This is a genomic window from Rhizobium sp. P44RR-XXIV (assembly GCF_001999485.2).
Lineage (GTDB): Bacteria > Pseudomonadota > Alphaproteobacteria > Rhizobiales > Rhizobiaceae > Rhizobium.
The window spans coordinates 135,913-150,006 of record NZ_MPVZ02000021.1; the positions used below are offsets into that span (position 1 = coordinate 135,913).

The window sequence follows — 14,094 nt, forward strand, 5'->3', positions numbered from 1 at the left end:
TTGATCCGGGACAATGTCCCTTGTTTAAGGCTTTGCGCCTGATGGCAATATACCCCTCTGGAGACACCTAGCTACGATCTAGCAGGTTGCGTATCGCATCCAAAAGTGTCGTCTCACCCCGAATTGTAACGCCACGGCCCTCAAACGCGACGTGGCCGTTGTTAAAGCCGCGATACATTTCACAGAAGGCCTCAACCGCGTTCGGTGAGAACCCTGTCTCGCTGAAGATGGCGTCCCATTGATTAGTTGGCACTACAACGGCCTGGACTGGACGACCGACGAACTCGCTAAGGCCGGCGGCGGCGTCGTTGGGCGAATAATCCGTCGGTCCATGAAGTTCGATCAGCGGCGGCGCTTCAGTACTGGCCAGCAGCTGTTCACCTGCAACTCTCCCAATGTCCGCAACGGAAACCATTGGCAGGCGCCTCGAAACAGGCGAGAACATCGATGTAAGAATCCCCTCCGAGGCAACACGCTTAAGCGACCAACTCCAATTCTCCATAAAATTCGCGGCGCGCACGATTGTAGCCGGGACTTTGGATCGCGCTAGCCGACGCTCCAGATCGTGGGTCGTCTTGATATTGCCCGTGCCATCGGTGTGCTGAGCACCCACCGATGACAATGCAACCACATGTGATATGGCAGCATTCTCAGCTGCAGCGATTAGCGATGCGTGTACCCGCGCAGAGTACGCAAAGATGTCCAATTCGCCGTATGCGGGTGGGTTCATTAGATAGACGCCATTTGCACCACGGAACACCTCAGCGAGCGCATCTGTGTCAAGTAGATCGACGACAGCAACCTCGGCGCCAGCTTCGGTCCAACGCGCCACTTGCTCTGGCTTGCGCACGATTGCCTTAACTGGGGCGCCTTTTTTGAGTAAATGACGCACTGCTGCGGAACCGGTCTGTCCATTAGCCCCTGTGATCACGTACATCTACGGTCCCTTTCCAGTCCTGAGTTTGACGCTGACAGCAGTTCGTCCGCCCTCTGCCATCAAACTCGTCATCCAATTTTCAGGGTCGCAGATCATCTCACGATACGCAGCAGTTTCGCGGCCGCTAAGCCCAAGATTAGCGCTGATCAAAATTCCGCCGATGCGGAGCAACGAAGCCAGTAAGTCCAAATCCTGAAGTGAGGGAGCAAAACCATCGAAGAAAGCAATGTCATACCCAGAGGCGAGACGCGGCAGGACATCCTCAAAGGCTCCATGGTGCACGGTGACCCGATCGCCGAAGCCGGCAGCGACAATATTCTCGCGAGCCAACCGAACATGCTGCTCGTCGAAATCGATTGTATCGATGCGCGCCGCCGCGCTTCCTCTCGCGAGCCAGCACGCGGTGTATCCAAGTGCTGTTCCGCATTCAACGATCCGGTGCGCGGCAGCGGCTGCTGCCAGGACGCCCAGCGAGGCACCGTCTCCAAAAGGATACGCCTTGCAATGATGATGACTTCGGTGTCGCGCCGTCGCATCGAGAATATTCTGGTAGGGGTCCAATGGCTCGTCCACTAGTCTGGTTACAATTTCGGCGGCATCGCGCCAATCTGGAATAGGGCGCTAAGCCAATCTTCGACGTGCCAAGTCTCTAAGACCCGACCGTTGCAGATTTTGTGTATGTCAATCGCCGTGATTTTGAGGGCTTTCCCCGTTGCGGGGACACCGGCGAAGACACCATGCTGCGTTGCGGTGATGGTCGACCGAACGACAACCTTGTCGCCATTGGCGATAAAGTCTTCATTCTTGACGTGGAAATCCGGGAAGGATGCGAGGAACCCGTCGAGCGCAGCTTTCATACCGTCGCGGCCTGGACCTTGGCCCGACGCCAGCGGTATATCAACCCAATCATCTGCGAGAACCCTATCGAGCATCGGTTTCGAAGGAATGTTGAAGGCTTCATAAAAGCCCTTCACCAAGGTGATGTTCTCCAACGGCGTCCCCGGTTTCTGACAGAATTCGGCCGCGTGAGCAGGCGCAACGATGAAGGCAAAAACCGCCCACACAATAGAAATCCTGCGCATAATCAACCTCGCTCAGACTTGGCATTGGACTTGAACCATTTCGCGACTTCGGCCGCAGTTGGTTCGATTACCAGCGGATCGTCGTAGAATCGGGTGTGAAACACCCCTTCGAGGATGACGAGTTTTTTGTCTTTGGCCGGCACATTATCGAACACGTGCTGTACCGCTACGACAAAGCCGTCTGATCGTTCGCCGTGGACCATCAGCGTCGGCAACTGCAGTTTGACGGCATAGGCATCGACATCGAAGGTCCATACCTCGGCGTCGCTCATGGTGGTGTAGCGATTTTCCCAGCGACTGGGTTCGCCCCACTTCGATGTCGTCCAAGGATGATACCAATTATGAATCTCGGGCCACGGTAGACCCACGCTCTTGTCGTCTACACTCACCACCGGCATGTAGTCGATCTCGCCATTTGCCTCGAATTTATCCTTCGCAGCCTGACCACGGGCGATGCGCTCGTCAAGTGTCGGCCCGCCGCCGCCAAAGAACCCTTCCAGATTCTCTCTGTAGAGATACTGGCCAGAAACTGTCGCTAGAGCTTTGATCCTAGCATCGTCCGAAACTGCTGCGATCATCTCCGAGGATCCTTGGCAGATTCCGAGCGCGAAGACTCCATCCTTGAGAATTTCCGGGCGTGCTGCGAGAAAAGAGATCGCGGACTTGATGTCCGCGATTTTTGCCGTGGGACTCTCATAACGGCGAGGTTCTCCACCGCTTTCGCCGCCGAAACGGGGATCAAAAATCAGCGTGGCAAAGCCGTCGCGGGCAAGTCTCGTCGCATATTCCATTGGCGATTGCTCTTTGACGAACCCGAATGGCCCAACGACAACGACGCCGGGCATCGGAGATTGCGTGGCTGTCGGCGTAAACAGGAGACCAATCAGCGGTACTCCGGCGCTTTCAAAACTGACGCGCTCGGTTTGGTAGACGCCCGCACTGGACGCCATGGAAGCAATGCTTGTCATGCTCGAAGATCCTTCTGCTCTCGCTTTTACCGGAAAGAGGGCAAGGGGTCCCGAGGCCGCGACAGGCAAAGCCGCCATCGCCTGCAAGACCCTCCGCCGCAGGGCGTTATGGGTGCTATCATCTGGCATGCGTCCTCACTTTCCGCTTGAAACACTCGACAAAAAATGGAGAAGATTGAATTATTTGTCCAATGCATGATGCGGATATATACTATGTCATTAAGCGAATTACGTCGTCTTGACCTCAACTTGCTCATCGTTTTGCGGGCAGTTCTGCAGACGCGGAACGTCACTCTTGCCGCCCAAAAGCTCAACATGAGCCAGCCGGCAGTTAGCCGAGCCATCGGCCGGCTTCGTATTGTTTTCGAGGATCAATTATTCATAAAGGGCGCAGGAGGGGTACTTGCGACGCCAAGGGCGGAAGCCTTGGCGGACTCGATTACCAAATTACTGCATGATATCGACGACCTGCTCGGCGCGCAGGAGTTTTCTGCCAAAACGAGCGATCGCATCTTTCGCATCGCCACCACTGACTATGGCGCCATCGCACTCTTGCCGTCGCTAGCAACTGTGTTTGCCGCAGAAGCGCCCAACGCCGGCATTGAAGTGCTGCCGTTCTCTCAAGAGGCATTCCGTCGCGCCTCCAACGGCGATGTGGATATCGTTCTCTATAGCGATGAACCGGTGCCCGACGATTTGCAGCGGGCGAGGCTCTTTGGGGAAACTTATATTTCGTTCGTGCGAGAAGGTCATTCGCTTCAAGATCGCCTCAACAACGGCCGATTAGATCTCGATGCTTTTCTTGACTACCCCCACATTCTCGTCAGCGTTTTTGGCGGTCGCACAGGCGAAATGGACGATCGGCTCGCTGCACTCGGACGAACCCGCCGGATAGCCATGTGGCTGCCTTATTTTGCAACCGCAGCGGTGATTACTGCCAAAACCGATTTCGTCCTCACGTTTCCCGAAAGAGCAGCCCGTGAGCTGGCATCAGCCCACCGGTTAATAAGCTTCCGGCCACCGCTCGAAATCGAAGGCTTTGGCTATCAGATGCTCTGGCACGCAAGAACGCAAAGCGATGCGGGATCCCTTTGGCTTCGTCAGCAGCTTATTGCAATCTCACGCAGTTAAGTAGCAAGCGCCGTTCGCCCCGCATTTTTCATGCTACTTTCGGTAATTTCAACTTGAATCGTACCCGGCGCAATTTGGTGCCGCTCCATTGACGACAGAATGTGCTGTAGAACCTTCTCGTTTTCCAACTGCGCGGCTGCAACGTTCACGGCTAGATGGCCGGTAAAGTCATAACCCGTGTTGCGCCACTGGTTGAGCTGGCAACAAGACCTGTCAATTACCCATCGGCCGATATCGGACATCATGCCGCGCTTTTCTGCGATCGGAATAAAATCTCCTGGCGAGAACACGCCCTTGGCTGATCGACGTCAGGACAGTCAGACGATGGCATTCGCATGCGCGTAATGTTTAGTGTCCTGCTGACACTCGTCTCGCCAGTCGAGCCCGCCTGCATACCGCCAGACCATCTCCCCCTGGTCGTCGAGCGTAAAGAGGCTAAGCCATCCATTGTCGAAAAGGGCACGAACCTGCGGATGTCGCTTGAGGATGTCGGTGATCGCCTCTTTCGGTGCCTCGATGGCCACGGTCAGGCGAAGTGGCTCGTGGACGAAATCCACACCGTCATGCACCGACTGCCAAGGAAGGCCGGCGCGCAGGTTTCCGCCATTGCCCTCGACCACTCCAATGCCGCCGACGACATTGTGCAGCAGCTTGTTGCCCGCCCCGAAGAGCGACGGCGCGACCGTGGAGCCGAAATATTGCAGGCTGATCCAGCTCGCGACGACGACGGGGGCCGTGAGAATGAGCTCAAGGATCTTGAAGCCCTCGTCCTTGCGCCAGACATAGTCATGCAGGAATGCCCTGCCTTCAAGTGACCGACCCGCAGTTCGTGCACGCGGTGCAGCTATGAAGGCGCCGCAGCCCGCGAGACCGAGTTCCGGGCGAACTTCTGACCAGTCCCGGCTGCGATCGATCACGCTGCCTGCCGTCCCTCGCGGCAAACGTCTCGACCTCTCCGCCCGCGTCAGGCTGCCTGCCTGGGCCAGCCAATGCCGGATCAGACCGATATTTTCAGGCGCGATGGCGTTCTCAAGGTCGTCCTCGAACAGTGTAATCGTATCGGTCGTCGTGTCATGCAGGCCGCCGAGGAAGACGGTGTCTGACGGGACGGCGATGCCATTGGCTGCAAGCTGCTCGCGCACCGCGCGATCGTTCAGCAGGTCAGCCAGCAGACGGGCATTGACGTCGCCCGCATAGCCGCCGCAGGCACCGCAATGGAAGGCGCTGGCGTATGGATTATTGACCACGTTGGCGCCATGCCCGGAGATCAGTACGAAGCGGCCAAAATCTTCGGTGAGCGACATGGCCTTGAGTACTGTTTCAGCAATATCGGCCCGGGTGTCGAGGTCGAGGCTGGGGGCAAAGCGGGACTTAGCTTTATCCGGACCTTTGCCATTGCCAAAGCCCAGACCGTCGCGCACGAGCTTGCCGGCATAAACGGGGCCCATCGCCTCGACGAAAGCAAAGGAGGAAACGGCGGCCAGCTTGAACCGGCCCCAGGCCCGAACCGCACGGGCGCTAAACCGCGCCTGTTGGTCGGCATCCTGATCGTGAATGACGGCACTGCAGCTGAAGACGGATGGCTTCAGCAGGACCGGCAGACGGTGTTCGGAGACGTCGGAGGCAAAACCCTTGTGGCTTGCGCCGAGACCGAAGAAGCCGGCAAAACCGAGCGTCCGAATTCCCGGATCGACACTTTCGAGCGAGCGCCTGAAGACTTCAGAGCGCACGTCGATGCAGAAGGCGGCCTGCAGAACCGGCCGCAAATCGGCAACCTTGATTGTCGAGGGTGCAGCAAGCGTCACAGCGAGCTTACGCTGCGCTGCGCGCTCGGCAGCCACCTGCAGCAACCCATCGATGATGGTGTCAAAATCGGGGGTGATAGGCTCTACATGGGTGCGCCGTACCTGCTGCCACTCGCGCTCGATGTCAGCCTTGTGACGCGCATAAAGCGCCTCTTCGAAGACAAGCCGGATCGCCAGCAGTTCGAGCCCCGTCGTATCCGTCCGACCCTCGATGTCCGCCTTGAACTGGATGTGACGCGCAAATTGCGCCCAGCCGCCGAGTGTGAGCAGCAGCTGGTGGAAATAGGTTCCGGGCTCCGCACCGAGACCAAGCGAAACGGCCGCCCGCTCGATGGCCGCATGCGGCGTTTCCGGCGTGTCCGCCACATGCGGCCCAAAGCCCTTGAGGCCAAGGATTTCCGGCGTCAGGTCATGGGTCGCGAACGCACGCCACGCGGCATAGAGGCCGTTGCGCCGGGAAGCGGCCCAGAGTGCCTGGCCCTTATCGAAGAAACCGGCAGCAAAGGTCCCAATCCGGTCGGAAATGAGCCCCGGCCAGTCTTTCCCCGTAGCACTTGCTGCGAGTTCGGCGACGGTGGGCAGAGCAGCGATCGGTTGCGCTTCCTCGAAAACCATGGCTTTAAGGTCTAAGAGGTCAATGCGATTGGAGAGCGGGTATGACTCGAGCGCTGCAAAGAGATCCTCGTCGATGATCTCACCGCTTTCGATCTTCTGCACATAGTGCTTGCGCGGCAGCGCAAGCCGCACGCCGGCGATCCGAGCGATTTGGGCAGCCGTCTGTTCGAGCGTTTCGGTCACCTGACCGAGGAAAGGGTTGACGGCGACCGTCGCCGTGAGTGGCCAGGCTGGCGGGATGGCCCGCACCGCTTGATCTGCAGCCAGCGCCAGGGCTTCGCCATGCAATGTGTCGATCGTGGTCATCTCGTTCATCGGTTTACTCCTTCTCGAAAGCTGGGGTTGGCGAGGCGGAACGCGAGAGAGCCCAGCCGCCGAGCAGGCGGTCGAAGAGGGCATTGATATAGAGCCCGTTGGCGAGATGGACCCTGAGGCCCGCCGCCGCCGGATGATAGGCCCAGAGCGGGAACAGCGACTGGGCCACCGCCACCACGCCGAAGGTGACGACGGCAAGCAGCATCAGTGTCCACTCGAGCGGACCGGGCTGCGGTGTTGCCGGCAGCGTGCCGAGCATCAGGTCGTCGGCGATCCGCTGGAGTGCGAAATAGGCCGTGGCTGCTGCGATTGCGTACAGTGACGTTCGCCAGGTCAGAGCACGCGGCGCCGCGTCCGCAAGGCCTTGGGCGATGAGATAGGCGACACCGAATATCAGGATCGCACCGAGTGCCAGCGCCTGCGGTGGCTTGCCTGCGAAACCAAAGAGCAGCCCAATCACAGCATAGATGGCGAGTGCTGCCAAGAAAGCGCGACCGACAGCTTTAGCACTGGGAACTGTGACAGGGCCGGGACGCCTGATCGAAGAGACTGTTTCAATCGCGGAGCCGGACGATAGAAAAGCATGGGCCTTGTAAAGCGAGTGGGCCACGATGTGAAGAAGCGCGATCGGGAACAGCGCCAGACCGCATTGCAGGATCATGAAGCCCATCTGCGCGACAGTCGACCAGGCAAGGGAAGTTTTGACCGCCGACTGGGTGAGCATGACAAGACTACCGAAGACTGCTGTGAAGCCCCCGACCATGACCAGTACAGCAAGCACGATCGGTGCCTGCAGCAGGACGTCGGCAAAGCGGATGAGCAGGAAGCCGCCGCCGTTGACCACACCGGCATGCAGCAGCGCGGAGACCGGGGTTGGCGTTTCCATCACTTCCGTCAGCCAGCCATGGGTCGGAAATTGCGCGGATTTGACAAGCGCGGCGATCGCGAGCAGCGCAGCAGCACCTATGGTCAATGGCAGACCTTCGCCCTCCCGCGCAGCAGTTAGGATCGTCGCAATATCTGCGGTTCCGAAGGTGACGACGAGCAACACCATGGCGCCAACCAGAGCAAGGTCACCCATCCGCGAAACGATGAACTTGTTGCGGGCCGCTCGCTGGGCAGCGATTCGCTCCGGGTAGAATAACAGGAGTTGGTGCAAAAACAGGCTAGAAGCTACCCAACCGACAACAAGCTGCATCAGCGTGCCGGATTGCACGAGGAAAAGAACGGCAGCGAGCGTCGCGGTCATCCAGCCAGTGAATGGACCTTGTCGTGCCTCCCCGTCGAGGAAGGTACCGGCGTAACGCAGTACGACCCAGCCGATGAAGGAGACGAGCAGAAGCATCACTAGACTGACGAGATCGAGCCGGGATGCGAACGTGAAGTAGCTGAAGCCGATCGGCGGGCTGGTTTCTGGGCCGTGCAGAGCCAAAACAATGCAGGACAAGACAGCAACTCCGAAGGAGCCGATGGCCGACAGCTCTGCAATGCAAATTGCAACGCGGGGACGAAGGCCCGGTGCCAGGAAACAATACACGGACGCAACGGCGAGAAGCATCGGCGCTATCAGCGGCAGACTAACAATCATGAGCGATCTCCAGTTGGGGCCGACATTTTTGGAAAGCGGCGTCGATCTGACGGAGGTGTTATCAGCTGTGTGCCGCTGATAAAAATTCATTGTTTCTGCAATTTCGTTCTATAAAATAGAAGTATGCTTGAGCTCAATTATCATCATCTCCGCTATTTTCGTGCCGTCGCTCATGACGGCAACCTGACTCGCACCGCCGAACGGCTGAACCTGTCGCAATCAGCGCTGTCGACCCAGATAAAGCAATTGGAAGAGCGCCTCGGCCACGCACTGTTCGAACGTCGTGGCCGACAACTCTATGTGACCGAGGCAGGTCGCATCGCGCTCGACCATGCCGACACGATCTTCGCGGCCGGCGAGGAATTGGTCGAGACATTGAAGGAAACCGGCAGGATCCGCCGCGCAATTCGCATCGGCGCGCTCGCGACGCTGTCGCGCAACTTCCAGATGGAGTTCCTGCGCCCCATCCTCGGGCGCTCGGATGTCGATATGATCTTGCGTTCCGGCAGCACTAGCGAGTTGCTGGGCGCGCTCGAAGCACTAAACCTTGACATCGTCCTCTTGAACCAGGCGCCAAGAACGGATTCTGTAACACCCTTCATCGCCCAGCAGCTCTACCAGCAACGGGTAAGCTTGATCGGCAAACCGTCCTACGGAAAACCTGACGCAGGCCTTGCGGAACTTCTCAGGGAATACCCCGTTATCCTCCCGACGCTGGAAAGCGGCGTACGCTCGCAGTTCGAGGCACTCGTCTCACGACTCGGCATCACGCCGCAGATTGCAGCAGAAGTGGACGACATGGCGATGATGCGTCTTTTAGCCCGCGAAGGAGCTGGTCTTGCGGTTCTTCCGCCGATTGTCGTCAAAGGAGAACTGGAGGTCGGCACGCTGATCGAATTCGATGCGTTGCCCGGACTGATCGAGTCTTTTTACGCAGTGACCGTGAAACGTCGTTTCCCGAACCCTCTGATATCGCAGCTCATCAACTCAAAAGGTGCAAGCTTTGCAGCGAGCGAGAGCGTTCTACAAAAGAGAACATTATCGCCGATATAATGTATTTTTAACAAAGAATTTTGCGCGCTAGAAAAGTCACCATTCAAGTTGGTTGGAGCGGGCTAAATGAAATCTCTGGGTTTGTTCCAGACAGAAAATTATCGAGCGAGAGAAGTTGATGCCGCGTCTAAGCTCACGTCGCCAATCTGTTCATCCCTCGCGTCCCAAGCAGCGCTCGGAACGATGCATGGAAAAGCTGCTGCCCTATTGCCATCCTTTGCCAATATCGGCGTTGATCTCGTCGTCCCGAACGACTTGGATACAGATGCTTTTGGCACATTCACTGGCGAAACGAAAAGACAGGGCACCATGCTGGATGCCGCCAGAGCAAAGGCAAGAGCCGCTGCGCAGTTGACCGGCCTGACCATTGGTATTGGAAGTGAGGGATCTTACGGCCCACATCCGTTTGTCCCATTTATTCCGGCAGGTCGTGAACTTCTTGTGTGGCATGATACGCGCTCAGGCCTTGATATTATCGATATGATGATCGACGAAACTCCCAGTTTCGCCCATCGGGATATAAAAGAAATCGCTGATGCAGAGGACTTTCTTCGAGCCATCGACTTTCCTGATCAGGCTCTTGTTGTAAGCGCGATTGGCGCAGAACTCATCCTAGCTAAAGGCATACGAGACCAGTCGACGTTGCTCGATGCGACGAGGCGCGCGATCTCTCTGTCGCCAACTGCGCAAGCTCGCCTCCAGACTGATATGCGGGCGTTCATGAACCCGCGACGTATGGTTGTCATCGCTAAACTCGGCGAACGTTTTGCGAAGCGACTTACGACCCTGTGTCCGGTGTGCAATCATCCGGGGTGGGGCTGGGTGGGAACCAGAGACGAACTTTGCTGCAGTGCTTGTGGCTGCCAAACGCAACTGCCGTCCCACGATGTCATGAGTTGCGTGGCCTGCCATGCCGAGCAGCTTGTTGAACGATCAATCGGCGCGGAAGCGGATCCGACGTTCTGTCCTTCCTGCAACCCTTAGTCACCGTGCAGAGACATCTTACGCTTCTGAGAGCGATGCGAGGGCCATGCCCTTTGATTGCCCCGACCGTCCACTCTCGCCATAAGGAAATCTTATGTCCGAAATTCTTTTGCTTCTTGTTGAAGATGAGGTCGTGCTGCATATCGTTCTGGAGGAGGCTTTGATTGATGGTGGCTTTCAGGTGGTCGTTACCAACAGCGGTGCGCGAGCAATGGAAGAACTCAACAAGGGCGCGGAGCGTTTCAACGGTGTTCTCACGGATATTAGACATACTGGTCCGAGTGGCTGGGATGTCGCCCACAGAGCCAGGGAACTCGTGCCCGACATGCCTATTGTTTACATGACTGGCGACAGCAGTTCCGAGTGGTCTGCCAACGGCGTTCCGAACAGCTTGATGATCGTAAAGCCCTTCGCCGATGTACAAATTTTGACGGCTATTTCACAGCTCATAAATGAGAGGTTTTGATCTGGGCCGAGAGATGATGAAGTCGTCTAATCGGAGACTGGCGTCAGGATGAGTTTTTTTGAAGATCGCTGCCGGGTGCATGTTGGTGTTCGCGGTCTATATCAGGCGTCGCATGTTGGAGCTACGCGGCACGAGCATTCACTGTGGACAACGCCGTTCAGCTTATACAGTGATGCAACGCCATCAACGGAATCGCCCGTTTCACGTCCTGGCAAAAACGCTTCAAGCGTTCAGCTATTGAACGCTATCGGAAATTATGACGCAACGCCCGCAGTCTGATCGAAGAACTCTCCGGTTGTCAGCATGGAGTGCATAATGACAGCGGCCGGATCAAATTTCCGGCAGATCAGATCCCCACTTTTTGATCTGTTTCGCGATGACCTCGTAAACGCGCTTGTATTCTCGGAGCGATGAAAAGGCGCGAACAATCTTGACAGTTGGAAACGGCTTATTTTCGCGCGGCAAAGTGGGTGCAATCGATAGCACTGATCTTGTAATTCGCTTTAATGGCTGTCGCTCGGTAGGCGAGGGTGGCGTTCGAACCAATATAGTCGCGGTGTGCAATACCCGCCGTCCTGCAGCGGCAATGATCGGGCAGGCCGAGTGGCGCAGCAATCCGGTGAGAAGTGCTGCTGAGATCTCGTGCGTTAGTGACGCTTCAAAGCTGGCGCAACTCAACCCGATGCTCGCAGTGAAGGCGGCGGCCCATGTTAGCGCGCTGGTGCTGGCTAGGGCCCCTAACAGCATATTGGGTCAGTAGGATGAGCAAAAAGCAGCGTGTACTGAAAATTGTCTTGACGTATTTGGGAACGTTACCGTTTTGGTTGCTCATACTCGCTTCATTTATCGCCCCGCAATTTGAAGCGCAGCGCGCATTCCTAGCTTATGGAGCAATTATCGCCTCGTTCATGGCGGGAACGCTTTGGCGTAGCGCACTCAACGGTCGCGCCGGCGAAAGTGTTGGCGGTTACTTCATTGAGAATGAAACCGTTGATGAAGCCGACCTCTCGCAAAGCTGGGAAAGCCTGAAAGCGAAAATCGATGCGGGCCAGATCGACAACGTTGTGCCAGTCAAAAAGCGGTCTGCCACGGATCAGACATACGCGGAACCATTGAGGAGCTATATCGACGCAGCCGGCGGCCTAAGGTGGCGCCAGCTCGGGCGCGGCGCTGCCCAAATGCTGATACCGACCGGCGACGAAACAACGACAGTGCGACTGCTCAAGATTCCTGCCGGTCAGCCGGTCCCGGAGCATTCTCACCGTGGCGTGGAATTAAAGCTGGTGCTTGAAGGAAGCTTCAGCGACGAGGTTTCGACATTTTAGCGAGGTGATGTCGAGATGGGTGACGACAGCTTGATGCATCAACCAAAGGCTGATGCGGGCAAAGACTGCATTTGTCTTGCCGTTACCGAGGCGCCGCTACGATTCAAGAGCAGGTTTTTGCGGTTGATACAGCCAATCCTCGGGATCTAACGCTCAGTATTATCGATCCAAAATCGCGAACGTGCTCACAAGCTTTTTGCACGATTTTTCTTAGATTTTTGAACCGGAGCGGCTGTCATTCGTAGAATGCCCTACCGAGCCAAGAGGCAGGCATTGAGAGGAGATGATTATGAAGTTTTTCTAGTAGTTTCGGCAGTCGCGTTGGTCAGCATGATGACGGGCAGCTTGGCTGCGTATGCCGCCAACCCTAAGGTCGGTGGCGCCGCGATGTTCGAGGACAAGAACATCATCGAAAACGCCGTGAATTCGAAGGATCACACGACGCTCGTCGCTGCCGTCAAGGCTGCAGGCCTGGTGTCGACGCTTGAAGGGAAGGGGCCGTTTGCCGTGTTCGCTCCGACCAACAACGCCTTTGATGCGCTTCCCAAAGGGACCGTCGAGAGGCTTCTCAAGCCCGAAAACAAGGACAAGCTCACGAAAATTCTGACTTGCCACGTGGTCGCAGCTGATGCGATGGCCAGCACCCTCGCCGGGATGATCAAGAATGATGGCGGCGAACATGACATCAAGACCGTCGGTGGCTGTGTTTTGAAGGCCAAGGAAAACATGGGCAAGATCACGCTCACCGACGAGGCGGGAGGAACTGCTACCGTGACGATCGCTGACGTCAAGCAGTCGAACGGCGTTATCCACGTCGTCGATAAAGTTCTCCTTCCCAAGATGTGACGGGAAGCGCCGCGCCGAGTTATCGGCCCGGCAATCTTTCAAATTAAGTTACGTCATCACTTTTTTCTGCATCACTTGTGTTCGAACGCCAGCCGAGCTCTGCGCATAAATCTTCACCGGCAGCAACGCCAGCGCGGAGACTTTCAAAAGGCCCTTTCAATATCGTGGTTTTTCCACGGAAAGCGACGATCACGGTCTTTGAGACTGGATCATAAAATACAGTCATTCCGTCTTCATAGTTCATTGATAACCTCTTTCCAGAAAGGGCCGGCGGAATGGCCGCCGGCCCACGCGGACCCGATATCGATCCGCGTCAGCTCCTGGGGTACGGAGCCGGTTCCATCGCTGTGGGGCTTTGCAATGGAACTGCCTTGTTACGGAATGCTCGATCCTTGGATCAAATCTGAAGGAGATTTATAGGGTCAGCAATCATTCCTTTGGTGGACCGCGGGATAGCAGCCGTTGCAAAGTCCGTCGATGCAGACGCAAAAGCCGCGCCGTCAACGACATGTTGTTCCCGGTGTCAGTAAACACGCTGTTGATGTGTTCCCAGCGGACCCGTTCTGCGGACTTTAGGCATGGCGCCTCCGTTTGGCTCAGTTGAGGGTAAACTCCAAGCACCTCTAAAATCTCATCCACATCCGCGGGTTTGCTTAAGAACTCGGTCGCACCAAGTTTCACCGCGGATACAACAGCGCCGACGTGGCCGTATCCAGTAAGCACAAGCGACTTGGTGTTGGGCGATACTTCCTTGCAAAGCTTCACGAGTTCAAGACCGCTGTCGTCGCCGATGCGCAGATCAGTTATCAGTATATCGAGGCAACCGCGATTGATTACGGCGCCCGCTCTCTCGATTGTTGTGCAGATTTCGACATTCAAACCACGCTCTTGTAGAGCCTTGCCAAGTCGATGCGCGAAAACGTGGTCGTCGTCTACCAAGAGTGCGTTCAGACTTGTCAGTTCCGTAGTTTCAACATGT

Annotated in this window: 15 protein-coding genes; 6 read left to right on the forward strand and 9 right to left on the reverse strand. The window is 56.7% G+C overall.

The window, feature by feature from the left end; genetic code table 11:
• Positions 1–67: 67 nt before the first annotated feature.
• From BSK43_RS01845 to BSK43_RS01860, 4 genes are read right to left on the reverse strand one after another with little or no spacing between them, the layout of a single operon-like run.
• Positions 68–937, reverse strand: a complete 870-nt coding sequence (locus tag BSK43_RS01845; RefSeq protein WP_047637021.1) for an NAD(P)H-binding protein — start codon at positions 935–937, stop codon at positions 68–70.
• Positions 938–1,498, reverse strand: a complete 561-nt coding sequence (locus BSK43_RS01850; RefSeq protein WP_158008787.1) for a class I SAM-dependent methyltransferase — start codon at positions 1,496–1,498, stop codon at positions 938–940.
• A gap of 20 nt (positions 1,499–1,518) precedes the next feature.
• Entirely contained in the window at positions 1,519–2,019 is a 501-nt protein-coding gene (locus BSK43_RS01855; RefSeq protein WP_052228074.1) for an ester cyclase, read from the reverse strand.
• A gap of 2 nt (positions 2,020–2,021) precedes the next feature.
• Positions 2,022–2,987, reverse strand: a complete 966-nt coding sequence (locus tag BSK43_RS01860; protein WP_047637025.1) for a CocE/NonD family hydrolase — start codon at positions 2,985–2,987, stop codon at positions 2,022–2,024.
• Positions 2,988–3,152: 165 nt separating this feature from the next.
• On the opposite strand from BSK43_RS01860, the gene BSK43_RS01865 reads away from it, so the two are divergent.
• Positions 3,153–4,118, forward strand: coding sequence for a LysR family transcriptional regulator (locus tag BSK43_RS01865; RefSeq protein WP_047637026.1), 966 nt, complete (start codon positions 3,153–3,155; stop codon positions 4,116–4,118).
• On the opposite strand, the gene BSK43_RS01870 is transcribed toward BSK43_RS01865, so the two are convergent.
• The 3 genes from BSK43_RS01870 to BSK43_RS01880 are packed head-to-tail and all read right to left on the reverse strand — an operon-like array spanning position 4,115 to position 8,441.
• Entirely contained in the window at positions 4,115–4,408 is a 294-nt protein-coding gene (locus tag BSK43_RS01870; protein ID WP_077472828.1) for an EAL domain-containing protein, read from the reverse strand. The two genes, BSK43_RS01865 and BSK43_RS01870, sit on opposite strands and share 4 nt — an antisense overlap.
• Before the next feature lie 27 nt (positions 4,409–4,435).
• Positions 4,436–6,853: a DUF2309 domain-containing protein gene (locus BSK43_RS01875; RefSeq protein ID WP_120296781.1), complete on the reverse strand. Its 2,418-nt coding sequence runs from the start codon at positions 6,851–6,853 to the stop codon at positions 4,436–4,438.
• A gap of 4 nt (positions 6,854–6,857) precedes the next feature.
• A complete protein-coding gene (locus BSK43_RS01880) occupies positions 6,858–8,441 on the reverse strand; it encodes a proton-conducting transporter membrane subunit (protein WP_047637035.1) in 1,584 nt (527 codons plus the stop codon).
• Between the two features lie 123 nt (positions 8,442–8,564).
• Here BSK43_RS01880 and BSK43_RS01885 point away from each other — a divergent pair, with 123 nt between their 5' ends.
• The 5 genes from BSK43_RS01885 (at position 8,565) to BSK43_RS01905 (ending at position 13,115) form a co-directional block, all read left to right on the forward strand.
• Positions 8,565–9,494, forward strand: a complete 930-nt coding sequence (locus tag BSK43_RS01885; protein ID WP_052228075.1) for a LysR family transcriptional regulator — start codon at positions 8,565–8,567, stop codon at positions 9,492–9,494.
• A 66-nt stretch (positions 9,495–9,560) separates the two neighbouring features.
• Complete coding sequence (locus BSK43_RS01890) at positions 9,561–10,478, forward strand: DUF6671 family protein (RefSeq protein WP_077472829.1); 918 nt, start codon at positions 9,561–9,563, stop codon at positions 10,476–10,478.
• A gap of 94 nt (positions 10,479–10,572) precedes the next feature.
• Entirely contained in the window at positions 10,573–10,944 is a 372-nt protein-coding gene (locus BSK43_RS01895) for a response regulator (protein WP_047637028.1), read from the forward strand.
• A 761-nt stretch (positions 10,945–11,705) separates the two neighbouring features.
• A complete protein-coding gene (locus BSK43_RS01900) occupies positions 11,706–12,269 on the forward strand; it encodes a cupin domain-containing protein (protein ID WP_343287084.1) in 564 nt (187 codons plus the stop codon).
• A gap of 330 nt (positions 12,270–12,599) precedes the next feature.
• Entirely contained in the window at positions 12,600–13,115 is a 516-nt protein-coding gene (locus BSK43_RS01905; protein WP_052228077.1) for a fasciclin domain-containing protein, read from the forward strand.
• 43 nt (positions 13,116–13,158) lie between these two features.
• On the opposite strand, the gene BSK43_RS01910 is transcribed toward BSK43_RS01905, so the two are convergent.
• A complete protein-coding gene (locus tag BSK43_RS01910) occupies positions 13,159–13,359 on the reverse strand; it encodes a hypothetical protein (protein WP_077472830.1) in 201 nt (66 codons plus the stop codon).
• Positions 13,360–13,544: 185 nt separating this feature from the next.
• A partial coding sequence (locus BSK43_RS01915; protein WP_136686655.1) for a response regulator occupies positions 13,545–14,094 on the reverse strand: 550 nt, incomplete at its 5' end.